Origin of the sequence: Pseudomonas abietaniphila, assembly GCF_039697315.1 — a bacterium.
Taxonomy (GTDB): domain Bacteria; phylum Pseudomonadota; class Gammaproteobacteria; order Pseudomonadales; family Pseudomonadaceae; genus Aquipseudomonas; species Aquipseudomonas abietaniphila_B.
The window spans coordinates 3,891,526-3,915,428 of sequence record NZ_CP155619.1 but is presented as its reverse complement, the minus strand read 5'-3'; the positions used below and the strand labels follow the sequence as shown (position 1 = coordinate 3,915,428).

The window sequence follows — 23,903 nt, the reverse complement described above, 5'->3', positions numbered from 1 at the left end:
TGTGCCTCGTATCTACGCGCAATGAAACATAAAAACGAAAAGGCCCCGAGCCATGTCGGGGCCACAGGCGATCTGACTGATCAGAGCGCCTTCACCTCGAAGATTTCCACTTCGAAGGTCAACGTTTTGCCGGACAACGGGTGGTTGAAATCGACGGTCACCTGATCGTCGTCAAACGCTTTCACCACACCTGGCAGCTCAGTATTGGCCGCATCGTTGAAGATCACCAGCAGGCCCTCAGCCAGCTCCATATTCTGGAACTGCGAGCGCGGCATGATCTGCACGTTCTGCGGGTTGGGCTGACCAAACGCATTTTCCGGCGGTACCTGGAGGGTGCGCTTGTCGCCTGCCTTGAAGCCGAAAATCAGCGCTTCAAAACCTGGCAACAAACTGCCGTCGCCGACCTTGAAGGTCGCCGGGGTTTTATCGAACGTGCTGTCGACGGTGTCGCCGTTCTCCAGATGCAACGCGAAATGCAGGGTGACTTCCGTGTTCTGACCGATACGTGTTTCCTGTGTAGCGTGTTCGGTCATCGACTGTTCAGTCATGAACGGGTTCTCCGGTTTTCTTGCTCTTGAACATATCCAGCGCAAGCATGATCGCGCCTACAGTGATCGCACTGTCGGCAAAATTGAACGCCGGGAAGTACCAGCGAGTGTCCCAGTGCACCAGGATAAAGTCGATGACGTGGCCAATCGCGATGCGGTCGTAGAGATTACCCAGCGCGCCGCCCAGCACAAGTGCCAGAGCGATCGCCAACCAGGTCTCGTTACGCCCCAGGCGCTTGAGCCAGATCACCAGCACCGCACTGACCACCACGGCAATCAGCGCAAACAGCCAGCGCTGCCAGCCGGAGCTGTCAGCCAGGAAGCTGAACGCTGCCCCGGTGTTGTAAGCCAGCGTCCAGCTGAAGTAGCTGGGGATGACCACGATCTGTTGATACAGGCTCAACGCGTTCTCGAAGTAGAACTTGCTGGCCTGGTCAATGACCACGACCAGCACGCTCAACCACAGCCAGCCAAGACGGCCCATACGGCCAGCCGACGCATTAGGCATAGTGACGAACCTCGCCCGCGCCGCTGATGTTGTCGACACAACGACCGCAGATTTCCGGATGCTCGGCGTGCACGCCGACGTCTTCACGGAAGTGCCAGCAACGTGCGCACTTGGTGTAGCCGGACTTGACCACTTTCAGCTTCAGGCCCGCGACTTCGGTGACCACAGCGTCGGCAGGCGCACTGGCGAAGGGTGCCAGACCGGCTTTGGACGTGATCAGTACGAAACGGAGCTCATCGCCGAGCTTGTTCAGGTCGCCGGTCAGATCGTCTTCGGCGTAGAGCGTCACTTCGGCCTGCAGGTTGCCACCGATGGCTTTCGCCGCACGCTGGTTCTCCAGTTCCTTGTTGACGGCGGTCTTGACCGCCATGATCCGCTCCCAATAGGCGCGGTCGAGCTCGAAGCCTTCCGGCAGTTCGCTCAGGCCTTCGTACCAGGTATTGAGCATCACCGACTCGTTACGCTCGCCTGGCATGTACTGCCACAGCTCGTCGGCCGTGAACGCCAGGATCGGCGCGATCCAGCGAACCAGCGCTTCGGAGATGTGGAACAATGCGGTCTGACAGGAACGGCGTGCCTTGCTGTTGGCGCCCGTGGTGTACTGGCGATCCTTGATGATGTCCAGGTAGAAACCGCCCAGCTCCTGCACGCAGAAGTTGTGCACTTTGGAGTAGACGTTCCAGAAGCGGTACTCGCCGTAATGCTCTTCCAGCTCGCGCTGCAGCAACAGTGCGCGATCCACGGCCCAACGGTCCAGTGCCAGCATCTCATCAGCGGGCAGGATGTCGGTGGCCGGGTTAAAGCCGCTCAGGTTGGAAAGCAGGAAGCGCGCGGTGTTACGGATACGGCGATAAGCATCGGCGCTGCGCTGCAGGATGGTTTCCGAAACGGCCATCTCGCCCGAGTAATCGGTGGCCGAAACCCACAGACGCATGATGTCGGCGCCCAGGGTGTCGTTGACCTTTTGCGGCGCGATGACGTTGCCCAGCGACTTGGACATCTTGCGGCCGTTCTCGTCCACGGTGAAGCCGTGGGTGAGCAGTTCGCGGTACGGCGCGTGATTATCGATCGCGCAGCCGGTCAGCAGCGAGGAGTGGAACCAGCCACGGTGCTGGTCGGAGCCTTCCAGATACAGGTCGGCGCGCGGACCGGTTTCATGGCCCATCGGGTGAGAGCCGCGCAGCACGTGCCAATGCGTGGTGCCCGAGTCGAACCAGACGTCCAGCGTGTCGGAGATCTTGTCGTACTGCGGCGCTTCGTCGCCCAATAGTTCGGCCGCGTCCATCTTGAACCAGGCTTCGATGCCTTCTTTCTCGACGCGCAGTGCAACTTCTTCCATCAGCTCGACGGTGCGTGGGTGCAGCTCACCGCTTTCCTTGTTCAGGAAGAACGGGATCGGCACGCCCCAGTTACGCTGACGGGAGATGCACCAGTCGGGACGGTTGGCGATCATCGAGTGCAGACGCGCCTGGCCCCAGGACGGTACGAATTTGGTGTCTTCAATGGCTTTGACCGCGCGGTTGCGCAGGGTATCGCCAGCGGTTGGCTGCTTGTCCATGCCCACGAACCACTGCGCCGTGGCGCGGTAGATCAGCGGCGTCTTGTGACGCCAGCAGTGCATGTAGCTGTGGGTGATGGTTTCGGTGTGCAGCAGCGCACCGACTTCCTGCAGCTTGTCGACGATGGCCGGGTTGGCTTTCCAGATGAACTGGCCGCCAAAGAACTCCAGCGACTGGGCGTACACGCCGTTGCTCTGAACCGGGGTCAGGATGTCGTCGTTGACCATGCCATAGCGCTTGCAGGTCACGAAGTCGTCTTCGCCATAGGCCGGCGCGGAGTGAACCACGCCCGTACCGGCGCCCAGCTCGACGTACTCGGCCAGATAGACCGGCGACAGACGGTCGTAGAACGGGTGACGGAAGTTGACCCGCTCAAGCGCCGAACCCGGCGCGGTAGCCAGCACCGAACCTTCGAGGTTCCAGCGCTTGAGGCATGCCTCGACCAGCTCTTCGGCGAGGACCAGCAGCCGGTCGCCAGTGTCCACCAGCGCGTAGTTGAATTCCGGGTGAACGTTGAGCGCCTGGTTCGCCGGGATGGTCCACGGGGTGGTGGTCCAGATCACGATCGCGGCAGGCTTGCTCAGGCTCGACAGGCCAAAGGCTGCGGCCAGTTTGTCGGCGTCAGCCACCGGGAATGCGACGTCAATGGTCGACGACTTCTTGTCCTGGTACTCGACTTCCGCTTCAGCCAGCGCCGAGCCGCAATCGAAACACCAGTTGACCGGCTTCAGGCCTTTGAACACGAAACCGTTCTTGACCATTTCCGCCAGCGCGCGAATTTCTCCGGCTTCGTTGGCGAAGTCCATGGTCCGGTACGGATTGGCCCAGTCGCCCAGCACGCCCAGACGAATGAATTCGGCTTTCTGGCCTTCGATTTGCTCGGCCGCATAGGCCCGGCACAGCTCACGAGTCTTGTCCGCAGGCAGGTTCTTGCCGTGGGTGACCTCGACTTTGTGCTCGATCGGCAGACCGTGGCAGTCCCAGCCAGGAACATAAGGCGCGTCGAAGCCCGACAGGGTCTTCGAACGGACGATCATGTCCTTGAGAATCTTGTTGACCGCATGACCGATGTGAATATTGCCGTTGGCGTACGGAGGACCGTCGTGCAGGACGAACTTTGGACGATCCTTGCCAATTTCGCGCAGCTTCTGGTACAGGCCAATGCTGTCCCAGCGCTGCAGAGTTTGCGGCTCGCGCTGGGGCAGGCCGGCCTTCATCGGGAAGGCGGTGTCCGGAAGATTAAGCGTGGCTTTGTAGTCGGTCATTTCAGGCTCTAAGTTAGCGGTTGACCATGCCCCAATGGGCACGGGCGGCAGCGACATCCGCATCGATCGCCGTCTTAAGCGCCTCCAGAGAGGCGAAACGCTGCTCATCACGCAGCTTTTGGTGGAATACCACCGTCAAACGCCGGCCATAGATATCGCCGGCAAAATCCAGAAGGTGAATCTCAAGGTGCGGACGTCCATCGCCCGCCACGGTCGGTCGTACGCCGATGTTGGCGACGCCTGGCCAGACCTTGCCGTCGATCTCGGCACTGACCAGATAGACACCGGTCAATGGCACGCGACGACGTTTGAGTTGCACGTTGGCGGTGGGCGTACCCAGCTGACGGGCCAGCTTCTGGCCATGCAGAACACGCCCGGAAATCGCGAACGGCCGCCCCAGCAAGAGCTCGGCCAGCGCAAAGTCACCGTTGGCCAGGGCATCGCGCACCTTGGTGCTGCTGACGCGTACGCCGTCGATCTCGACGGTCTGCGCGGCTTCTACCGAGAATCCTTTTTCTGCGCCGACCTTTTGAAGAAAGTCAAAGTCGCCAATCCGGTCACATCCGAATCGGAAGTCGTCACCGACCTCAAGGTGCTTGACGCCAAGCCCGTCGATCAACACGGTGTCGACGAACTCCGCGGCGCTCAGCTTGCTCAGACGCTGGTTAAACGCCAGGCAGAGCACCAGGTCAATCCCTTCGGCGGCCAGCAGATCAAGCTTGTCGCGCAGACGTGCAAGCCGGGGCGGAGCGGTCTCGGGGGCAAAGAACTCGCGCGGCTGCGGTTCGAAAATCACCACGCAACTGGGCAGGCCCAGCTCAACGGCACGCTCACGCAGTCGCGCCAGGATAGCCTGGTGACCACGGTGAACACCGTCGAAATTGCCAATGGTGGCGACGCAGCCCCGATGCTGGGGGCGCAGATTTTGAAGGCCTCGAACCAGCTGCATAACGCGCTTCTTGCTCATAAAGTGGCCGATTATAACCACACACCGCCGTCAACGACAGGCGACACAGTGAGGCAAAGCGCAACAATCGGCGTTAACCGGCAAAAACCGACGACTGATCCTACATGATCGCCTTGCGAGCGAAATCCTTCAGGCGGAAACCCAGCAACAGCAACATGCCGAAATACGTCACCACACCCGCGGCCACCAGACCACCGAGTCTGATGAAGCGCTCAAGCATCTGACCGTCGGACCAGGCCGGCATGACATACATCAGGCCCAACAGCACCCCCGACATGACCGCCACAGACACCAGCAACTTGATGAGAAACACCGGCCAGCCGGGTTGCGGCTGATAAAGATCCTGTTTGCGCAGTTGCCAGAACAGGAGCAGCGCATTCAGACAGGCGCCCATGCTGATCGCCAGCGCCAGCCCCACATGCGCCAGATGCACGACGTAGACGAACAGCACGTTGAACAGCTGAGTCACGACGAGGGTGAACACCGCGATTTTCACCGGGGTGCGTATATTTTGTTGCGCATAGAAGCCAGGCGCCAGCACCTTGATGACAATAATGCCCAATAACCCCACCGCATAGCCGACCAACGCGCCCTGAGTCTTGACGGCGTCGTTCGCATCGAACTTGCCGTACTGAAACAGAGAAACTGTCAGCGGCTCCGACAGCAGTCCGAGCGCCAATGTGCAGGGCAGGACCAGCACAAAGCAGAGACGCAGGCCCCAGTCGAGAATCCGCGAGTATTCTTGTCGATCCTTGCTGGCGTAGGTTTTCGACAGGATCGGCAGCAGGATCGTCCCCAGTGCGACACCGAGTACGCCCGACGGCAGTTCCATCAACCGATCGGCGTAGTACATCCACGACACCGAGCCCGCCGCCAGAAAAGAAGCAAATATCGTGTTGATGATCAGGGAAATCTGACTGACCGACACGCCCAGCATGGCGGGCAGCATCTGCCTCATCACGCGCCAGACGCCGGTGTCCCGCAGATTCAGACGTGGCAGCACCAGCATGCCGATCTTCTTCAGGTGCGGCAGTTGATACAGCAATTGAAGCAGCCCGCCTGCCAGCACGGCCCAACCCAGCGCCATGACGGGCGGGTGGAAATAAGGCGTGAGAAACAGCGCGAAAAAGATCATCGCGAGGTTAAGCAGCGTCGGCACGAAGGCCGGCACGGAGAAACGGTTCCAGGTATTGAGGATGGCGCCGGCCAGCGAGGACAGCGAAATCAGCAATATATAAGGAAAGGTCACCCGTAGCAGGTCGGAGGTCAGCTGGAATTTTTCCGGCGTATCGGCGAAGCCCGGGGCCGTGGCCCAGATCACCCACGGCGCGAAAAGGATGCCCAGGACAGTGACCAGCGCCAACGCCAGCGTCAGCAGGCCGGTGACATAAGCGACAAAGGTGCGGGTCGCCTCCTCCCCTTGCTGGCTTTTATACTCGGCAAGGATCGGCACGAAGGCCTGAGAAAATGCGCCTTCTGCGAAGATTCGTCGCAACAGGTTGGGCAGTTTGAATGCAATGAAGAAGGCATCCGTTGCCATTCCGGCGCCAAATGCGCGGGCGATGATGGTGTCACGGATAAAACCCAGGACCCGCGAAAGCATGGTGATAGAGCTGACGGCGGCAAGCGATTTAAGTAGGTTCATCTAAAGTTTGTGCGCCCGACCAAAGGAAGCGCCAAAGCGCGATCCATTTATGCGATACTCCGCGCCGCAAAACAGCTCAGAGCCAAAACCCGCGAGTTTACAGGTCGCACGCCGGAATGAAATAACCTCGGCATCACACAGCGACCACTCAGCGGAACGCATCAACTGCCCTTGACAAGCGTCAAACTCATCGGCATGATTCGCGGCCTATTTTGTTAGCTATTTCCCAAGTCTTTCGAGGAGCTCGACGGTGGCCAACTCACCTTCCGCCAAAAAACGTGCAAAACAGGCTGAGAAGCGTCGCAGCCACAACGCCAGCCTGCGTTCCATGGTTCGTACCTACATCAAGAACGTAGTGAAAGCCATCGACGCAAAAGACGCTGAAAAAGCGCAAGCTGCTTATGTTCTGGCCGTGCCAGTTATCGACCGTATGGCCGATAAAGGCATCATCCACAAGAACAAAGCTGCTCGCCATAAAGGCCGCCTGAATGGCCACATCAAGGCTCTGAACCTTGCTGCTGCTGCCTAAGCGACCCGCTTGTTAAAAAACCGACCCCAGGGTCGGTTTTTTATTGCCTGCGATTCCTGCCATTGCGATCCATCAGGCCATGGCACGATGCAGCAAATGCATAAGCACACCTGCTCAGGAAATGCCCGAAGGGGATCAGCGTAACGATTCCAAGCCGACCCCTTCCACAACAACACCCCATCAAGGACCAGGAGAAGGTGCTGGCGCCCACGGCAGAATCGGGATAGCTGTTACCGCATTCTGCGGACTGCCTTCGATGACGCGATCGCTGTAGACCAGATACACCAGCGTATTGCGCTTCTTGTCCAGGAAGCGAACCACCTGCATGGTCTTGAACACCAACGAAGTTCGCTCCTTGAACACTTCATCGCCGTCCTTCAACTGCTCCTTGAAGTGGATCGGCCCCACCTGACGGCACGCAATGGACGCCTCGGCACGATCCTCAGCCAGACCCAGCCCACCCTTCACGCCACCGGTCTTGGCCCGCGACAGGTAGCAGGTAACGCCGTCCACCTTGGGATCATCGAACGCCTCAACGACGATCCGGTCATTGGGACCGACGAATTTGAATACCGTCGACACCTGGCCGATCTCTTCAGCCGAAACCAGCAGGGGCAGCATCAACGCCGCACCCAGAATTCCTTTCAGAACGCGCATGTGTGCTTCCTTATAAGAAAAAAACCGACCCCGCCTGACGTCAGACCAGGATGAGGTTGTCGCGATGAACCAACTCAGGCTCAGCCATGTAACCCAACTCCTTCACGATGGCGTCGGATGGCTGGCCAATGATTTTCTGCGCCTCAAGTGCACTGTAGTTGCTAAGACCTCGCGCAACTTCGCGACCGTTCGCCGCGACACACACCACCATCTCGCCGCGACGGAAGCTGCCCTGAACCAGCTTCACACCGACCGGCAACAGGCTCTTGTTGCTCTCGGTCAGCGCCTTCACCGCACCGTCGTCCAGCACGAGTGTGCCGCGCGTCTGCAGGTGCCCCGCCAGCCATTGCTTGCGTGCCGCCAGCATGCCGCGCTCAGGCGACAGCAACGTACCCAGCCGCTCACCCGCCTTAAGACGCGCCAGCACACGCTCGATACGACCACCCACAATGACGGTATGCGCGCCGGAACGCGCTGCCAGGCGTGCCGCACGCAACTTGGTCTGCATACCACCACGACCCAACGCACCCCCGGTGCCACCCGCCACAGCGTCCAGCGCCGGATCGTCAGCACGGGCTTCGTAGATCAATTGGGCTTCAGGGTTATTACGCGGATCAGCATCGAACATGCCGTCGCGATCAGTGAGGATGACCAGCAGATCAGCCTCAACGAGGTTTGCCACCAGCGCCGCCAGGGTATCGTTATCGCCGAAACGGATTTCGTCGGTGACGACGGTATCGTTTTCGTTGATGACCGGGACCACACCGAGATCAACAAGGGTACGCAACGTGCTGCGAGCGTTCAGGTAGCGTTTGCGGTCGGACAGGTCGTCATGGGTCAGTAGAATCTGCGCCGTGTGGCGATCGTGCTCCGCAAAACTGGATTCCCAGGCCTGTACCAAGCCCATCTGACCAATCGCTGCCGCCGCTTGAAGCTCATGCATGGCACTCGGTCGTACAGCCCAGCCCAGGCGACTCATGCCGGCAGCCACTGCGCCGGAAGAAACCAGAACCAGTTCGACGCCTGCCTCATGCAGCGCCACCATCTGCTCGACCCAAACACCCATTGCGTTGCGATCGAGACCCTTGCCATCCGCCGTCAGCAGCGCACTTCCGATCTTCACAACCCAACGCTGGGCACCTGTCACCTTGCTCCGCATGATCTTTCAACCTTAAGCCAGAGGTACACATTCAAGATACTAAAACGCCGCTAATTTAGCGGCGTTGTAGTTTACTTCAGTCGATCACTCACGGACGTAAATGATTTCCGGACCATCTTCATCGTCCACATCATCTTCATCCCAATCATCGTCATCACCGATGTCATGCACGCTCTTCACACCACTGCGACGCAGGGCACGCTGATCGTCCAGTGCCTGCAACTGGGCACGCGCTTCGTCTTCGATACGCTGATCCAGTTCGGCCAGCTCTTCGGCGTACGCCGGGTCGCTCGCCAGACGATCGGCACGATCTTCCAGATAGCGCATGATGTCGCGGCTCAGCTGCTCAGTGCCTTCTTTGGCGATAGCCGAGATCACGTAGACAGGGCCGGTCCAACCCAGGCGATCGATGATCTCCTGCTTGCGCTCTTCATGCTCTTCTTCGAGGATCTGATCGCACTTGTTCAGCACCAGCCAGCGATCACGATCCGCCAGCGCAGGGCTGAACTTGATCAACTCATTGACGATGACCTCAGCTGCATCCGGCGCACTGCTTTCATCCAGCGGCGCCATGTCGACGAGGTGCAGCAACAGACGCGTACGCGCCAGGTGCTTGAGGAAACGGATACCAAGACCCGCACCGTCAGACGCACCTTCGATCAAGCCCGGAATGTCGGCAATGACGAAGCTTTTCCAGCGATCAACACTCACCACGCCCAGGTTAGGCACCAGGGTGGTGAACGGGTAGTCGGCAACTTTTGGCTTGGCGGCCGACACCGAACGAATGAAGGTGCTCTTGCCCGCATTTGGCAAGCCCAGCAGACCGACGTCAGCCAGCACTTTGAGCTCCAGCTTCAGATCACGCTGCTCGCCCGGTTTACCCGGCGTGGTTTGACGCGGCGCACGGTTGGTACTGGATTTGAAACGGGTGTTCCCCAGGCCGTGCCAACCGCCGTGAGCCACCAGCAAGCGCTGACCCGCCTTGGTCAGGTCGCCGATGATTTCCTGAGTGCTGGCATCGATCACCGTGGTACCGACCGGTACGCGCAACACCAGATCTTCACCCTTGCGACCCGTGCAATCGGTGCTGCCACCGTTGGAACCGCGCTCGGCGTCGAAGTGACGGGTATAGCGGTAGTCGACCAGCGTGTTGAGGTTTTCATCGGCGATCATGTAGATCGAGCCGCCGTCGCCACCATCACCACCGTTGGGACCACCGTTTTCGATGAATTTTTCGCGACGGAAGCTCATGCAACCGTTGCCGCCGTCACCGGCCTTCACCCGAATGGATACTTCATCAACAAATTTCATAACGCACGCCTCCCGTCACAAAGACGAGCAAACAACATAAATTCATAAGGCTCTTGCAAAGATGAGCGTTGCGATACCGATCAAAAACCAGCGACTACACACCACAACGGCCCACACAAACAGCTTTGCAAGAGACTCACCAAAACCAGACCTTTTACAAACGAAAAAGCCCTGTCAACGACAGGGCTTTTCAGCTCAGGCAGTGTGCAGGCCGTTGCTTTCGCTACGCCTTCACACAACCTGAACGCAAGATCACGCCGCGACTTCTGCTTTCGGCACGATGCTTACATAACGACGACCGAAGGCGCCTTTAACCTGGAACTTGATCACGCCTTCGACTTTAGCGAACAGAGTGTGATCTTTGCCCATGCCAACGCCGTAGCCAGCGTGGAATTGGGTGCCGCGCTGACGCACGATGATGTTGCCCGGAACGATGACCTGGCCGCCATACATCTTCACGCCAAGGCGTTTGGCTTCTGAGTCGCGACCGTTACGAGTACTACCACCAGCTTTTTTGTGTGCCATGAGTTCAATTCTCCTAGTGAGGAATTAGGCTGAAATTAAGCCTGAATACCGGTGATTTTGATCTCGGTGTACCACTGGCGGTGGCCCATACGCTTCATGTGGTGCTTACGGCGACGGAACTTGATGATGCGGACTTTATCGTGACGACCTTGGGAGATCACTTCAGCCACAACGGTAGCGCCGGCAACAACTGGAGCGCCGATGTTCACGTCGTCGCCATTGGCGACCAACAGAACGCGATCAAAAGTAACGGATTCGCCAGTAGCGACTTCCAGCTTTTCGATCTTCAGGTATTCACCTGGGGCGACTTTGTATTGCTTGCCGCCAGTAACGATTACTGCATAAGACATGGTATTTCTCCGAAAATCCTGCTCACCCAGCTCTTTATAGGAAGAGGTATTGGCTGGCATGGCTGCACGGGGCTGGAAAGGCCCATGTGCAATTGCGTAAGGCAGGTGCTGCCCAGGAAAGTTAGGGTGCGCGATTGTACGCAAGCCGCGAACGCCTTGCAAGCGGCGTTACGTCACGCCTTGACAGGGTGGGGCCTGCAACCTAGCATGCCGCGCAACCCTTCTGGAGCACGTCTCGCTGATGCAACCCCAAGCCTTCTACCGCGCTGTGGCGGACGACTTTACAGCCGTCGACCACATTATCAAGAAGCAGCTGACATCGCGCGTGCCGCTGGTCTCGAAAATCGGCGACTACATTACTTCCGCCGGTGGCAAACGCCTGCGTCCATTGCTGGTGCTCCTGTGCGGCAAGGCACTGGGCAGCGGCGGTGATGACCTGCGTCTGCTGGCCGCCACCATTGAATTCCTGCACACCGCGACCCTGCTGCACGACGACGTGGTCGACATGTCCGGCATGCGTCGTGGCCGCTCGACCGCGAACGCCATGTGGGGCAACGCCCCGAGCGTGCTGGTCGGCGACTTCCTTTATTCGCGCTCGTTCGAAATGATGGTCGAGCTCGGTTCGATGCCGGTCATGCAGATCCTGTCCAAGGCCACCCGCGTCATCGCCGAAGGCGAAGTCCTGCAGTTGTCGAAGATTCGTGACGCCAGCACCACTGAAGAAACCTACATGGAAGTGATTCGCGGCAAGACAGCCATGCTGTTCGAAGCCTCGACGCACAGTGCTGCCGCCCTGGCCAAGGCGAGCCCTGAGCAGAGCGAAGCACTGCGCACCTTTGGCGATCACCTCGGCATCGCATTCCAGTTGGTGGACGATCTGCTCGATTACCGTGGCGACGCGGAAACCATGGGCAAAAACATCGGTGACGACCTTGCTGAAGGCAAACCTACGCTTCCGCTGATCTACACGATGCGCGAAGGCACGCCGGAACAAGCAGCGCTGGTACGTCAGGCCATTCAGAAAGGCGGTCTGGAAGATCTGGCAAGCATCCGCGATGCGGTCGAGAAGTCGGGATCGCTGGACTACACCGCCCAACTGGCACGCGACTATGTGGCACGTGCCATCGCCTGCCTGGACGCCTTGCCCGCCAGCGAATACCGCGACGCACTGGTCGAGCTGAGTGAGTTTGCGGTCGCCCGCACGCACTGATCACAGCCTCGTCACACCGAAAGCCCGTCCACATGACGGGCTTTTTATTGCCTGCGTTTTACCCACAGGCGTGTGACTTGCCTGCATCGACCGCACACAATGAGAATTAATCTCAAATACATCCTTGCTATTCCACAGATAAGAATTATTCTCATTGGAAACCTTCAAGGAGAATGAACATGACCTATCTGATCGACGCCTGGCTGGATCGGCCTCACCCGTACCTCCGCATCCTGCATCGCGAAACGGGCGAAGTGTGCGCGGTGCTGCATGAGGATGCGCTGGATGAGCTGCGGGATCTGGGGGATCTGGATGTGATCAGCCTGAGTTCGTGTGAACCCGGCATTCAGAAGGAGATGGTGCGCAATCTGTTTCTGTTCTGCTACGCACGGGCATTGCGCCCGGCCTGTGAACTGCACTGAGCATGGGACATGAATCATTGTTTACCGAGGGGGCGCGAAGGCCCGCCCGGTAAACATCTATCTTGACGCTTGAGGCTTGTCGCTTACAGCTGCGCAGCCTTACAGAACGTCGAGCAGTTCCACGTCGAATACCAGAACGCTGTGCGGCGGGATGCTGCCCACGCCTTGCGCGCCGTAAGCCAGTTCGCTAGGAACGTGCAGACGCCATTTGCTGCCGGCCTTCATCAGTTGCAGCGCTTCGGTCCAGCCTGCAATCACGCCACCGACCGGAAACTCGGCAGGCTCGCCACGATCGTAGGAGCTGTCGAACACGGTGCCGTCGATCAGCATGCCGTGGTAGTGGGTGCGCACGTTGCTTTCGCGGGTTGGCTGAGCGCCTTCACCGGCAGTGATCACTTCGAACTGCAAACCCGAGTCCAGCGTGGTCACGCCTTCGCGCTTGGCGTTCTCGGCCAGGTATTCCTTGCCAGCGCCCGCAGCCGCTTCTGCTTTTGCAGCGGCTTCGGCCTGCATGATTTCGCGAATGACTTTGAAGCTCGCGGCCATTTCTTCCTGGCTGACACGGCTTGGCTGGCCACCGAAGGCGTCAGTCAAACCGGCCAGGATGGCGTCCAGATTGACACCCGGTGGCGGATTGTCGCGCAGTTGGTCGCCCAACTGACGGCCGATGCCGTAGCTGACGCGGGTTTCGTCGGTGGACAGATTGACTTCGGACATAACGCTGCTCCGCTGAAGAGCGCCCGCAGGCGCCCTGATCTAAATGGCCGAGCAGCCTAGCACAACAGGGTATATCCAGTAACAAGCTACCATGCCGAACGGATAGAAAGCGGTACGCGCACCGTTTGCTCTTCAGTGTCATGCAAGCCGCACATCTCATCGTGAACCACCGCATGCACCAGGTTGAACGGCATCGGCGTTATTGCGTGCAGCACGTCCCGTGCATGCTCGACCGAGCGCAGGTGCAAGGTCTTGCCGCGGGCGTCGTTCAACGGATGAGCAGCGCCATGCATGCGCGCCTCCAGCAAGTAGATGCCGCCTTCCATGGAGATGAGGTTGAGTTCGTCAATGCGACCAGCACTGGCGTGGGCAGTCAGTTCCTGCAGATTCATGAGAGGACCCTCGGTGATCTCGGACTTCAATGAGCGAATCACAAGTCTCGCCCACTCTGGCCGGAGTACAAGGTGCCGGGAGTGCCGCTGGTCATTTTTTGTTCACGCCACAAAAACCACTGTGGGCGCGAATCCATTCGCGAGACGCCAGTACATCCGGTAATCGCTAATCGTCAGTACGCCTTCATGGCGAATGGATTCGCTCCCATAGGGTAGTGCGCATGCACTCGGGCTTAATGCTTAGTCAGCTTGTCCAGGTAGCCCATCGCAAACGCCGACACCACAAAGGTCATGTGGATGATCACGTACCACATCAGGTATTGGGGTTCGATGTTCTTGGCGTCCATGAACACCCGCAGCAGGTGAATGGACGAAATCGCGACGATGGACGCGGCGACTTTCATCTTCAGCGAAGACGAGTCCATTTTGCCGAGCCAGTTGAGCTTTTCCTTGTCTTCGTCGATGTCCAGCTGAGAGACGAAGTTCTCGTAGCCGGAGATCATGACCATCACCAGCAGGCCGCCGACCAGTGCCATGTCGATCAGCGACAGCAGGACCAGAATCAGGTCCGACTCGGCGAGCGAAAACACGTTGGGAATGACGTGAAAAATTTCCTGGAAGAACTTGAGCGCCAGCGCCAGCAATCCCAGAGACAAGCCAAAGTAGATCGGCGCCAGCAACCAGCGCGATGCGTACATGGCATTTTCGATAAAACGTTCCATTGAAGCTCACAGATAATTGAAAGCTCGCGAGTATAGGGCGAAGCCGCTGCGGCACAACCCTTTACGACAAGACTTGAAACAATTAACCCGGAAGGAAAACACTCGACGAACCCCGCGCTACAACCCTGGACACCAGGAAAAACAGACGCGGCTTTCGTCGAGACGTTAGTGCCTGTCAGTTAACAGGGAAAGTTCGCTGACTGTGGGATGAATCACCATTGATCCGTCGTAATTCACCTTGCAGATGAAGGCTCCAGATCGGTATTTCTTCTGCGGTCTGATAGCCATGCAACGCCAGACTCTCGGCAATGGCATCCAGCACCGACTCAGCGGCGACCGGACCATGAAAAGGCCCTTGAGCCTTGAGCGCAGAAGGTTGTTCTCCGGACATCCCGGCAGCGAACAGCAAGGTCCACATACCGTTATCGCCGGACAGCGGGCGAACCACACATTCGATACGGGTCACCAGACCCAGACATTGGCGAGTAAGACAGAGGCTGCGCGGCATGGCGAGCTCCTCATTGAGTGCAGTATTCATTCCCTCGAACCGCTTTCGGAAATGCGTCAGTCCATTTGACAACTGCTGCAACACGACAATATCGAACAAATACCCTGTAGGAAAAGAGTGAAAACAAAAAGGGCGCCGAATGGTCATTTGGCCATCAGACGCCCCGATTAGTTGACGTCAAACCGTCAACTTTTCAGTTCCGGTTGTAATTGTGGCGCCTCTTTTTCGAGCTCTTTGAGGTCCTCTTCGCTGAGCATTTCGGCGATGTCGCGAAGGCGATCCACCACTCGACCGTTGACCGAGTTTTCAGGGAATTGACCCTCTTCGTCAGCCTCGCCCACCGGCTCGCCCACCAACAGACTCAGCGCCTCATCGACCTGACGCACGGCGTAGACATGGAACTGTCCGGCACGCACGGCCTGCAAGACCTTTTCATCGAGCATCAGCGTGGCGACGTTAGCCTGCGGAATGATCGCGCCCTGATCGCCGGTCAGACCCCGAGCCTCACACAGCCGGAAGAAGCCTTCGATCTTCTCGTTGACCCCGCCGACTGCCTGAACTTCACCGAACTGGTTGATCGAACCCGTGATCGCGAAGCACTGTTTGAGCGGTGTCTTCGACAACGCGGAAATCAAGGTGCAGACCTCACCCAACGACGCACTGTCGCCGTCCACATAACCGTAAGACTGCTCCAGCGCGATGCTCGCGGAAATCGCCAGCGGGAATTCCTGTGCATACCGACTGCCCAGGTAACCGGTGAGGATCATCACGCCCTTGGAGTGGATCGGCTGACCGAGGTTGACCTCACGCTCGATGTCGACGATACCGCTGCCGCCCGGGTACACCGTGGCAGAAATCCGCGCGGGCACCCCAAACGCCGAGTCGCCGACTTCCAGCACCGTCAGGCCGTTGCACTTACCCACCGCCGCGCCTGCGGTGTCGATCAGGATGATCCCGGCGAGCATGTCATCCAGAATGCGGGCCGACACGCGACCGGTGCGCGTGGCCTTGGCTTTCAGCGCCCGTTCGATATGACCGGCGTCGGTCCGCTCGTCGTTGGCCAGGCTGCGAATGAAATCCGCCTCGCTCACCAGTTGGAACAGATCGCCAATACGGGCCGAGAGACGCCCCTGGTGTTCGGCCAGACGCGCGCTGTAGGTCGCCAGACGCGCTACCGCATCGGCGGTCAGCGGCGCCATGCCTTCTTCCGAGGTCCGGGTTTTGAGCAATTGGGCGAACTGCTCCAGGCTCTCGTCGACCATCGGGATGTCTTCATCGAAATCCACCAGTACCCGGAACATCTCCTGGAAGTCCGGATCGAGGTCCTGCAACGTGTAGTACAGCGAGCGGGCGCCGATGATGATGACCTTGACCTGCAACGGGATGGTCTGCGGCGTCAGCGTCACCGTGGCAATGCGGCCCAGTTCGCCCAGCGGCGATTCCATCTTCAGTTTGCGCGATTGCAGCGAACGCTTGAGCGCGTCCCATACGAACGGCTCGCTGAGCATTTTTTCAGCTTCCAGAATCAGGAAGCCGCCGTTTGCCCGGTGGAACGCACCCGGACGCAACTGGCGATACGTGGTGTACAGCGCGCCTTGATCGGTGCTGTATTCGATACGGCCGAACAGATTGTCGTAGGTCGGGTGTGGCTCGAAGACCACGGGCGCTCCGCCGCTGGCCGAGTGACCGACGACCAGGCTCGGGCAGTACTGTTCTTCCAGGAGCTTGCGCGCCTGAGCATCGGTCTTGCTGTCATCGACCAGTTGCTCGACCACTGTTTTCAACAAATTGACCTGCATCGCCTGCAAGTACGCGCAGACGGCGGCGTTTTCCGCGTACTGCTCGGACAACGGCGCCAACAATGGCTGCAAGGCCAGAATGATGGTCTCTTCATTCAGCTGACGCATCTGGTTGCTGGACTCGCGCTTCCACTGCGGCAGGCTGGCGAGTTCTTCGTTCAGGCGCTCTTCCAGTGCTGAGATATCGGTGTGGAAGCGCTCACGGTCAGCCTCTGGCAACTGCGAGAACTCGGCCTCGTCCAGCGCCTTGCCGTCCAGCATCGGCGTGAAGGCGATGTTGCTGCTGTCGCGGTACAACGCGATGTCTTTTTCCAGGGCAAGGCGCTCGATCACGTCCAGCGCCCGGTCATAACGTTGGTTGAAGGCGCGGTCGATGGCGCTCTTCTTCTGCTGGTAAGACGGATGCTCGAAAACGGCCGGAAACGTCGACAGAAGGTTGTCGATCAGCCCGTTGATGTCGGCGATGAACGAACTGGCACTCCCCGGCGGCAGTTCCAGTGCACGCGGCTCGCGTGATTCATCGAAATTGTTGACGTAGACCCAGTCGGACGGGGTCTGCATGCGCTTGGCCTCGGCCTTGAGGTAGCGCTTGACGAAGGAGAAGCGACCGGTGCCGGGCTCTCCCATGACGAACACGTTGTAGCCAGGGCGCGGCATGGCGACCCCGAACTGTAGAGCCTCGACTGCTCGTTCCTGGCCGAGCACGCCGCGAAAGGGTTCCAGATCGTTGGTTGTCGTGAAGCTGAACTGTTCAGCGGAAAAGGGACGGGTCAGCGCTTCAGGCGCAAGTCGCAAGCTGGCAGCAACAGGATCGGGCATCGGACATCCTTACATCAGGCGGGGCAGATGGGGGCATTCTGGCGCTCGCCGCACCAGACTGGCAAGGCAAGAACCACCGGAAAATTTTCTGCCTGCGAAGCGGCCGCGCGCCGAGAGGGCGGCGGACTATATACAACTAACCGTAATAAACCACGGAACGTTCAGATCGTGCCTAAACTCCAAGCTGCGCGGCCGGTAACAAATTAAATAGCCGGCCCTCCCTGGCGCCAGTACTGGCCAGGATCCGACCCTTGGTTGAAACAACAGAGACTAAAGCTATGAAACGGATTCTTCTTGGTACTCTCTTCGCCGCTGTGTCCATCAACGCCATGGCTCAAGCCCCTGGCGGCCCAGACTGCGGCTGGGGCAACATGCTGTTCGAAGGTCAACGCGGTACCCCCGCCCACTTCCTCGCTTCCACCACCAACGGCACCTCCGGTAACGCCACGTTCGGCATGACCTCAGGCACCAACGGCTGCTCCACTAACAGCGCCCTGACCTACGGCGGTAAATCCTGGATTGCCATGAATGGCATGATGGACGAGCTCTCCAAAGACATGGCGATGGGCCAGGGCGAAGCACTGACGACCTATGCGGTCGTACTGGGCGTTGCACCGCAAGACCGTGCGCATTTCGCCGCAGTCACCCATGACCACTACCAGCAGATCTTCAACAAGGCAGACGCCACCGCTGAAGACGTTCACACCAACACCCTCGACGTACTGAAGAACGATCCGACGTTGGCCAAATACGCAACTCAGGCTTAAATACGATCACCCTGCCTTCTTCGGAAGGCAGGTTTCCAACGCTTTCGTTTAGCTTCCCTCTACCTGATTAGTTGCCAATCTATGCTCAAACGCCTTGCCTGGCTGGCGCTCTGTGTCTGCGCCCCGCTGTATGCCGCGCCTCACGTCGAAGATGATCGTTTGCAGCAATTGGCCGATTCCAGATTCTGGGTCGCCATAGGCCATTATGAAGCCGGGAAACTCGGTGGCTGGCGCAGCTATGTCGACGACCCGAAATTCTTCCTCGCCGTTAACGGCGCCCATGACCCCAAGGCCGAACTGGCCGCCACGCTTGAGGCGATCTATCGCCCTGTCGTTCAGGGCAAGGAAGACTCTCATCCACAGTGCGTCTATCCCTCCCGCACCCGTTTTCTGCGCGACGAGCTGAAGCTGACTGACCTGCCCGCCGTCGACTGCAAAGAATTCAACAAATGGTTCTCTGACGTCGCCCCCGACAGCACGGTGATGATTTTCCCCGCCGCGTACCTCAACAGCCCGTCATCCATGTTCGGCCACACCTTGCTGCGCATCGATCAGGCAGGCGTAGAGGCGAACAAGACCGCCCTGCTCAGCTATGCGATCAACTTCGGCGCCTACATCGAAGGCTCCGACAACAGCATCCTGTACGCCTGGAAAGGCCTGATGGGTGGCTATCCGGGGCTGTTCGCGCTGGTGCCGTATCAGGAAAAACTCTCTGAGTACCGCAGCCTGGAAAACCGCGATCTGTGGGAATACCGGTTGAACCTGACGCCGGAAGAAACCCGTCGCATGGTCGAGCACGTGTGGGAACTCAAACAGATCCGCTTCGGCTATTTCTTCTTCGACGAAAACTGCTCCTATCGCCTGCTCGAACTGTTGCAGGTCGCGCGCCCCAGCCTGAACCTGACGCCGCAGTTCCGCCTGACCGCGATCCCTACCGATACCGTGCGCGCCGTCAAGGAAGCCGGGCTTGTGGAGAAGATCGACTATCGGCCTTCGAGGGAGCGCGAGCTGCTTAGCCGCGCCGAGCCGCTGAACCATGATGAAAAACAATGGGTGCTGAAAGTCAGCGCTGATCAGCAACAGATGCAGAGCCCTGAATACCTCGCGGTGCCCAAAGACCGACGCGCGTTGATTCAGGACGCTGCCTATCGGCTGGAGCGCTACCGCGCCAACGGTCTGGAGCGCGACCCGGTGCGTTCGCAGCGCAGCTATGACTTGCTGCGTGCAATCAGCACCAATCCGCCACCGGCACTGGAAATCGAGCGTCCCGGCTTGCCGGAAGAAGGCCATGAGTCACGTACCTGGCAACTGGGCGCCGGCACGCGGGATGACAAGGCGTTCGCCGAATACGGCTTGCGCATGGCGTATCACGACCTCAACGACAATGCGTATGGCTTCCCGCTGGGCGCGCAGATCGAGATTCTTCAGCTCAAGCTGCGTCAGTACGAAGACAGTCGCTGGCAAGTTCAGCAACTGGACCTGGCGACCATTCGCTCGCTGACCCCTCGCAACGAGCTGCTGCAGCCATGGTCGTGGCAAGTGGCGGGCGGGCTGGAGCGGGTGCTGGGCAAGCATGGCGACGAGAATCTGGTCAGCCACGTCAACGGAGGCGCAGGCGGAACGTGGAAACTGGGCGACGACCTGTTGGGCTTTGCGCTGGGCACGGTCCGGATCGAGCACAACAATGACTTCGACGCGCTCGTGTCACCTGCCGCCGGTTTCAATACCGGGGTTCTGTGGCGCAATCCGCTGGGCAATTTCAGCCTGGAAACCAAAGGCGACTACTTCACCAACGGCGAAGTCCGCCGCAATATCAGCTTGAATCAGCAGTGGGAGTTGTCGCGTAATCTGGGGCTGCGGCTCAGCGCGCAAAGGGAATTCAGCCAGCTGACGTCGCCGGTGAACGAAGTGATGCTTGAGTTGAAGTGGTATCACTATTGATCAGGAACGTTAATCTGTAGGAGCGCGCTTGGTCTGGGCGGCATTCCGACGAATGCGTCAGGTCATTCACCGATGATGTATCTGGCAAATTGCAATCGCGAGCAAGCTCACTCCTACAGTCAATGCAGCGTGTTCCGTTATCCGCACTCAAACTACCTTCGCGCTGTACCCCTCCTCCTCGATCAGCCCAATCACCTGCTCGCTCGCCAACTGGCTCTGCACCCTGACCTCGCCTTTGGCCAGGTCGATCTGCACGTCGGCAGCCGGGTCTTCACCCTTGATCGCGTTGGTAATGGCGCGGACGCAATGCCCGCAGGTCATGCCTTGAACGTTGAATACTTGCATGTGATGACTCCTCGGTTGAGTGGCTGCTCACGGGGTGAAACAGCGGGACGTCGCCATGTTCGACCTTCCCACCGTGGCAAGGTCAAGTTTCTCGTGCATCTGCCGGGCTGGTATTCCGCGATTTCCTGAGCCAAAGTGTTTCATCAACGAATATCAGGAGAATCGGCAATGCGCTGGTCAGCCTTTCGCATCGCAGGTTTTATCGGCCTGTTGGCTTCCGCATCCTGGGCTCAGGCCGATCAGGACTACGGCGTACTCATCATTTCCCGCGAGCGGCTGGAAGTGGCCACGTCCTGCGAGATTGGTATCTACATGCAGGATCAGCTGGTAGGTCGTCTGTTCCAGGAAGAGTCGCGCTCCTTCAACTTGCCCGCAGGCGATCTGTCACTGCGCCTGCGCGTGTTGCCCGGCCAGATGCCCGGTTGCTCGCCCGGCATCGAAGCGCAGAACAATACCCGCCTGCACATCAACGCCGGCGATGTCCTTAAATACCGGATTGCCTCCGGCCCGAACGGCATGTACCTCAAAAAAGCTGACCTGAATTATTGATGCAAATCAGGACTTGACCTTGCCAACGTGGCAAGGTTGATCCTTGCTGGCAATCGCCTTCAAGGAGTACCCAGCCATGCCCAGCCCCAATACGTTCGACCTGCCGATTACCGGCATGACATGCGCCAGTTGCGTGGGTCGCGTCGAACGCGCCTTGCGTAAAGTCCCCGGCGTTACAAACGCCACCGTTAACCTCGCCAATGAACGCGCTCACGTGGAAGTCGCCGAGCCGATCGATCCAGCCAGTTTGATCGCCGCGGTCGACAAAGCCGGTTATGGCGCGAGTCTGGAACAGGACCCTTCCGTTCAGGAGGCCGACCAGCAAAAACGCCATGACAGCGAACGCTGGCACTTGGTGCTGGCGATCGTCCTGGCGGTGCCACTGGTGCTGCCCATGCTGCTGCAGCCATTGGGCGTGCACTGGATGCAGCCCGCGTGGGTGCAGTTTCTGCTGGCGACACCGGTGCAGTTTTTCCTGGGTGCGCGCTTCTACGTGGCCGCGTGGAAGGCCGTACGAGCCGGCGCGGGCAACATGGACCTGCTCGTCGCCCTGGGCACCAGCGCGGGCTATGGCCTGAGCGCGTATCAGTGGCTGATGGCAGCGCCGGGCAGCATGCCGCACTTGTACTTTGAAGCGTCGGCCGTGGTCATCGCGCTCGTACTCCTTGGGAAATACCTGGAAAGCAGTGCCAAACGCCAGACCGCCAGCGCCATCCGGGCGCTTGAGGCGTTGCGCCCTGAACGCGCGATTCAGGTCATCGATGGGCAGGAACACGATGTCGCCATCAGCGCGCTGAAAGTCGGCGACCTGGTGCTGGTCAAACCCGGTGAACGTTTTCCGGTGGACGGAGAAGTGATCGAAGGCCAGAGCCACGCCGACGAAGCCCTGATCAGCGGCGAGAGCCTGCCGATCCCCAAACGACCGGGCGACAAGGTCACCGGCGGCGCGATCAATGGCGAGGGACGCTTGTTGGTCAGCACTCAGGCCTTGGGCGCCGAAACCGTGCTGGCGCGCATCATCCGCCTCGTTGAGGACGCACAGTCCGCCAAGGCCCCCATCCAGAAGCTGGTGGATAAAGTCAGCCAGGTGTTCGTCCCGGTTGTGTTGCTCCTGGCCGTGGTGACCGTGGTCGGCTGGCTGTTGGCAGGCGCCTCTCTGGAAGCCGCCTTGATCAACGCCGTGGCGGTCCTGGTGATCGCCTGCCCTTGCGCACTGGGTCTGGCGACGCCCACCGCGATCATGGCCGGTACAGGCGTCGCGGCTCGCCATGGCATCCTGATCAAAGACGTTGAAGCGCTGGAGCGCGCGCATGAAGTCACCGCCGTCGTGTTCGACAAGACCGGCACCTTGACTTCCGGCGCACCTCGCATCGCGCACATGGCGGCCTTGAACGGCGACGAAGACGCCCTGCTGCAGATGGCGGGCGCGTTGCAGCGCGGCAGCGAACATCCACTGGCTAAAGCCGTGCTGGACGTGTGCAACGAGCGCGGCTTGATACCGGATGACGTCAGCAATAGCCGGTCGCTCGCCGGGCGTGGGATTGCCGGCACCTGGAAGGGTCGCGATCTGGCGCTGGGCAACCGGCGCCTGCTGGACGAAAGCGACCTGAGCCTGGGTGCGCTCGCCGATCACGCAAAGGCGTGGGAGGCCGAAGGCCGCACGTTGTCGTGGCTGATCGAGGTTAGCCCGCAGCGACAGGTGCTCGGACTGTTCGCGTTCGGCGACACACTCAAGCCTGGCGCCGCACAAGCGGTCGAACAACTCACCCGACGCAACATCAGCAGTCACCTGCTGACCGGCGACAACTGGGGCAGCGCCAAAGCCGTGGCCAACGCGCTGGGCATTACCGATGTCCACGCCGAAGTCTTGCCGGCCGATAAAGCCGCGACCGTGATGAGGCTCAAGAAAACGGGCGTGGTGGCGATGGTCGGCGACGGCATCAACGACGCGCCTGCGCTGGCGGCAGCCGACATCGGCATCGCGATGGGTGGCGGCACCGATGTGGCGATGCACGCCTCGGGCATCACGCTGATGCGCGGCGATCCACGCCTGATTCCCGCAGCACTCGATATCAGCCGCCGGACCTACGCGAAGATTCGGCAGAACCTGTTCTGGGCCTTCGTCTACAACCTGATCGGCATTCCGCTGGCCGCATTCGGCCTGTTGAACCCGGTGCTGGCAGGCGCTGCCATGGCGCTGTCCAGCGTGAGCGTGGTCAGCAACGCCCTGCTGTTGAAAACCTGGAAAATGACCGATCCACAGCAGGATGAAGGAGAGGCGCGATGAACATCGGCCAAGCCGCGAAAAGCAGCGGTCTGAGCGCGAAAATGATTCGGTACTACGAGTCCATCGGCTTGCTGCAGGCCGCGACCCGCACCGACAGCGGCTACCGCGTCTACGGTAGCAACGACCTGCACACCCTGGCGTTCATCAAACGCTCACGGGATCTGGGTTTTTCGCTGGAAGAGGTCGGCAAACTGCTGACCTTGTGGCAAGACCGAGGTCGGGCCAGTGCCGATGTGAAAGCGCTGGCGCACAAACACATCATCGACCTGAATCAGAAGATCGAAGAACTCGCGGGATTGAGGGACACATTGCAGGATCTGGTCGAGCACTGTCAGGGAAATGATCGACCGGACTGCCCGATCCTCAAGGATCTGGAGTCGGGAGGGTGTTGCCATTAAGCCC

24 protein-coding genes are annotated in these 23,903 nt (G+C 59.4%); 8 read left to right on the top strand and 16 right to left on the bottom strand.

From position 1 onward, the window contains the following. Positions 1-80: 80 nt before the first annotated feature. The 5 genes from fkpB to murJ all read right to left on the bottom strand — a co-directional run bounded on the left by fkpB (position 81) and on the right by murJ (position 6,492). Positions 81-548 (bottom strand): FKBP-type peptidyl-prolyl cis-trans isomerase, encoded by a 468-nt coding sequence (gene fkpB / locus ABDX87_RS17325; protein WP_346828982.1) that lies wholly within the window; start codon positions 546-548, stop codon positions 81-83. Beyond that, entirely contained in the window at positions 541-1,056 is a 516-nt protein-coding gene (gene lspA / locus ABDX87_RS17320) for a signal peptidase II (RefSeq protein WP_346828981.1), read from the bottom strand. The genes fkpB and lspA overlap by 8 nt, the downstream gene beginning before the upstream one ends. Continuing rightward, positions 1,049-3,880 carry an isoleucine--tRNA ligase gene (gene ileS, locus ABDX87_RS17315; RefSeq protein WP_346828980.1) on the bottom strand — a complete coding sequence of 944 codons (2,832 nt, stop codon included), beginning with the start codon at positions 3,878-3,880 and terminating at the stop codon, positions 1,049-1,051. Before ileS ends, lspA begins: the two co-directional genes overlap by 8 nt. A gap of 13 nt (positions 3,881-3,893) precedes the next feature. Beyond that, on the bottom strand, positions 3,894-4,829 hold the full coding sequence (ribF, locus tag ABDX87_RS17310; RefSeq protein ID WP_346828979.1) for a bifunctional riboflavin kinase/FAD synthetase: 936 nt from the start codon (positions 4,827-4,829) through the stop codon (positions 3,894-3,896). Positions 4,830-4,947: 118 nt separating this feature from the next. Next, on the bottom strand, positions 4,948-6,492 hold the full coding sequence (murJ, locus tag ABDX87_RS17305) for a murein biosynthesis integral membrane protein MurJ (protein WP_346828978.1): 1,545 nt from the start codon (positions 6,490-6,492) through the stop codon (positions 4,948-4,950). 250 nt (positions 6,493-6,742) lie between these two features. Here murJ and rpsT point away from each other — a divergent pair, with 250 nt between their 5' ends. Beyond that, the gene (gene rpsT / locus ABDX87_RS17300; protein WP_007924739.1) at positions 6,743-7,021 is read left to right on the top strand and encodes a 30S ribosomal protein S20; all 279 of its coding nucleotides are present in this window, start codon (positions 6,743-6,745) and stop codon (positions 7,019-7,021) included. Between the two features lie 180 nt (positions 7,022-7,201). On the opposite strand, the gene ABDX87_RS17295 is transcribed toward rpsT, so the two are convergent. The 5 genes from ABDX87_RS17295 to rplU all read right to left on the bottom strand — a co-directional run bounded on the left by ABDX87_RS17295 (position 7,202) and on the right by rplU (position 11,023). Next, positions 7,202-7,678: a CreA family protein gene (locus ABDX87_RS17295; protein ID WP_346828977.1), complete on the bottom strand. Its 477-nt coding sequence runs from the start codon at positions 7,676-7,678 to the stop codon at positions 7,202-7,204. A gap of 40 nt (positions 7,679-7,718) precedes the next feature. Further along, positions 7,719-8,837: a glutamate 5-kinase gene (proB, locus tag ABDX87_RS17290; RefSeq protein ID WP_346828976.1), complete on the bottom strand. Its 1,119-nt coding sequence runs from the start codon at positions 8,835-8,837 to the stop codon at positions 7,719-7,721. Between the two features lie 84 nt (positions 8,838-8,921). Beyond that, positions 8,922-10,148 (bottom strand): Obg family GTPase CgtA, encoded by a 1,227-nt coding sequence (gene cgtA / locus ABDX87_RS17285; RefSeq protein WP_346828975.1) that lies wholly within the window; start codon positions 10,146-10,148, stop codon positions 8,922-8,924. Between the two features lie 252 nt (positions 10,149-10,400). Continuing rightward, positions 10,401-10,673 (bottom strand): 50S ribosomal protein L27, encoded by a 273-nt coding sequence (gene rpmA, locus ABDX87_RS17280; protein WP_062378791.1) that lies wholly within the window; start codon positions 10,671-10,673, stop codon positions 10,401-10,403. 35 nt (positions 10,674-10,708) lie between these two features. Further along, complete coding sequence (rplU, locus tag ABDX87_RS17275; protein ID WP_007950961.1) at positions 10,709-11,023, bottom strand: 50S ribosomal protein L21; 315 nt, start codon at positions 11,021-11,023, stop codon at positions 10,709-10,711. A 241-nt stretch (positions 11,024-11,264) separates the two neighbouring features. Here rplU and ABDX87_RS17270 point away from each other — a divergent pair, with 241 nt between their 5' ends. Together ABDX87_RS17270 and ABDX87_RS17265 are read left to right on the top strand one after the other, a co-directional pair. Continuing rightward, positions 11,265-12,233 (top strand): polyprenyl synthetase family protein, encoded by a 969-nt coding sequence (locus tag ABDX87_RS17270; protein WP_346828974.1) that lies wholly within the window; start codon positions 11,265-11,267, stop codon positions 12,231-12,233. 179 nt (positions 12,234-12,412) lie between these two features. Continuing rightward, positions 12,413-12,655 (top strand): PA4570 family protein, encoded by a 243-nt coding sequence (locus tag ABDX87_RS17265; protein ID WP_346828973.1) that lies wholly within the window; start codon positions 12,413-12,415, stop codon positions 12,653-12,655. 99 nt (positions 12,656-12,754) lie between these two features. Here ABDX87_RS17265 and ABDX87_RS17260 read toward each other — a convergent pair whose 3' ends face one another. From ABDX87_RS17260 to ABDX87_RS17240, 5 genes are all read right to left on the bottom strand, one after another. After that, on the bottom strand, positions 12,755-13,372 hold the full coding sequence (locus ABDX87_RS17260; protein ID WP_346828972.1) for an FKBP-type peptidyl-prolyl cis-trans isomerase: 618 nt from the start codon (positions 13,370-13,372) through the stop codon (positions 12,755-12,757). 86 nt (positions 13,373-13,458) lie between these two features. Beyond that, the gene (locus tag ABDX87_RS17255) at positions 13,459-13,764 is read right to left on the bottom strand and encodes a DUF6482 family protein (RefSeq protein WP_074752075.1); all 306 of its coding nucleotides are present in this window, start codon (positions 13,762-13,764) and stop codon (positions 13,459-13,461) included. A gap of 233 nt (positions 13,765-13,997) precedes the next feature. Then, positions 13,998-14,486 carry a TIGR00645 family protein gene (locus tag ABDX87_RS17250; RefSeq protein WP_037015447.1) on the bottom strand — a complete coding sequence of 163 codons (489 nt, stop codon included), beginning with the start codon at positions 14,484-14,486 and terminating at the stop codon, positions 13,998-14,000. A gap of 175 nt (positions 14,487-14,661) precedes the next feature. Then, complete coding sequence (locus tag ABDX87_RS17245; protein WP_346828971.1) at positions 14,662-14,994, bottom strand: hypothetical protein; 333 nt, start codon at positions 14,992-14,994, stop codon at positions 14,662-14,664. A 185-nt stretch (positions 14,995-15,179) separates the two neighbouring features. Then, positions 15,180-17,612 (bottom strand): Lon protease family protein, encoded by a 2,433-nt coding sequence (locus tag ABDX87_RS17240; RefSeq protein WP_346828970.1) that lies wholly within the window; start codon positions 17,610-17,612, stop codon positions 15,180-15,182. Between the two features lie 278 nt (positions 17,613-17,890). On the opposite strand from ABDX87_RS17240, the gene ABDX87_RS17235 reads away from it, so the two are divergent. Both ABDX87_RS17235 and ABDX87_RS17230 read left to right on the top strand, forming a co-directional pair. Next, positions 17,891-18,379, top strand: a complete 489-nt coding sequence (locus ABDX87_RS17235) for a DUF3015 domain-containing protein (RefSeq protein WP_346828969.1) — start codon at positions 17,891-17,893, stop codon at positions 18,377-18,379. A gap of 81 nt (positions 18,380-18,460) precedes the next feature. Further along, positions 18,461-20,320: a DUF4105 domain-containing protein gene (locus ABDX87_RS17230; protein WP_346828968.1), complete on the top strand. Its 1,860-nt coding sequence runs from the start codon at positions 18,461-18,463 to the stop codon at positions 20,318-20,320. A gap of 147 nt (positions 20,321-20,467) precedes the next feature. On the opposite strand, the gene ABDX87_RS17225 is transcribed toward ABDX87_RS17230, so the two are convergent. Beyond that, positions 20,468-20,665 (bottom strand): heavy-metal-associated domain-containing protein, encoded by a 198-nt coding sequence (locus tag ABDX87_RS17225; protein ID WP_346828967.1) that lies wholly within the window; start codon positions 20,663-20,665, stop codon positions 20,468-20,470. Between the two features lie 168 nt (positions 20,666-20,833). On the opposite strand from ABDX87_RS17225, the gene ABDX87_RS17220 reads away from it, so the two are divergent. The 3 genes from ABDX87_RS17220 (at position 20,834) to cueR (ending at position 23,899) form a co-directional block, all read left to right on the top strand. After that, the gene (locus ABDX87_RS17220) at positions 20,834-21,214 is read left to right on the top strand and encodes a hypothetical protein (protein WP_346828966.1); all 381 of its coding nucleotides are present in this window, start codon (positions 20,834-20,836) and stop codon (positions 21,212-21,214) included. Between the two features lie 76 nt (positions 21,215-21,290). Beyond that, positions 21,291-23,501 (top strand): heavy metal translocating P-type ATPase, encoded by a 2,211-nt coding sequence (locus tag ABDX87_RS17215; protein WP_346828965.1) that lies wholly within the window; start codon positions 21,291-21,293, stop codon positions 23,499-23,501. After that, positions 23,498-23,899, top strand: a complete 402-nt coding sequence (gene cueR, locus ABDX87_RS17210; protein WP_346828964.1) for a Cu(I)-responsive transcriptional regulator — start codon at positions 23,498-23,500, stop codon at positions 23,897-23,899. The genes ABDX87_RS17215 and cueR overlap by 4 nt, the downstream gene beginning before the upstream one ends. Positions 23,900-23,903: the final 4 nt, after the last annotated feature.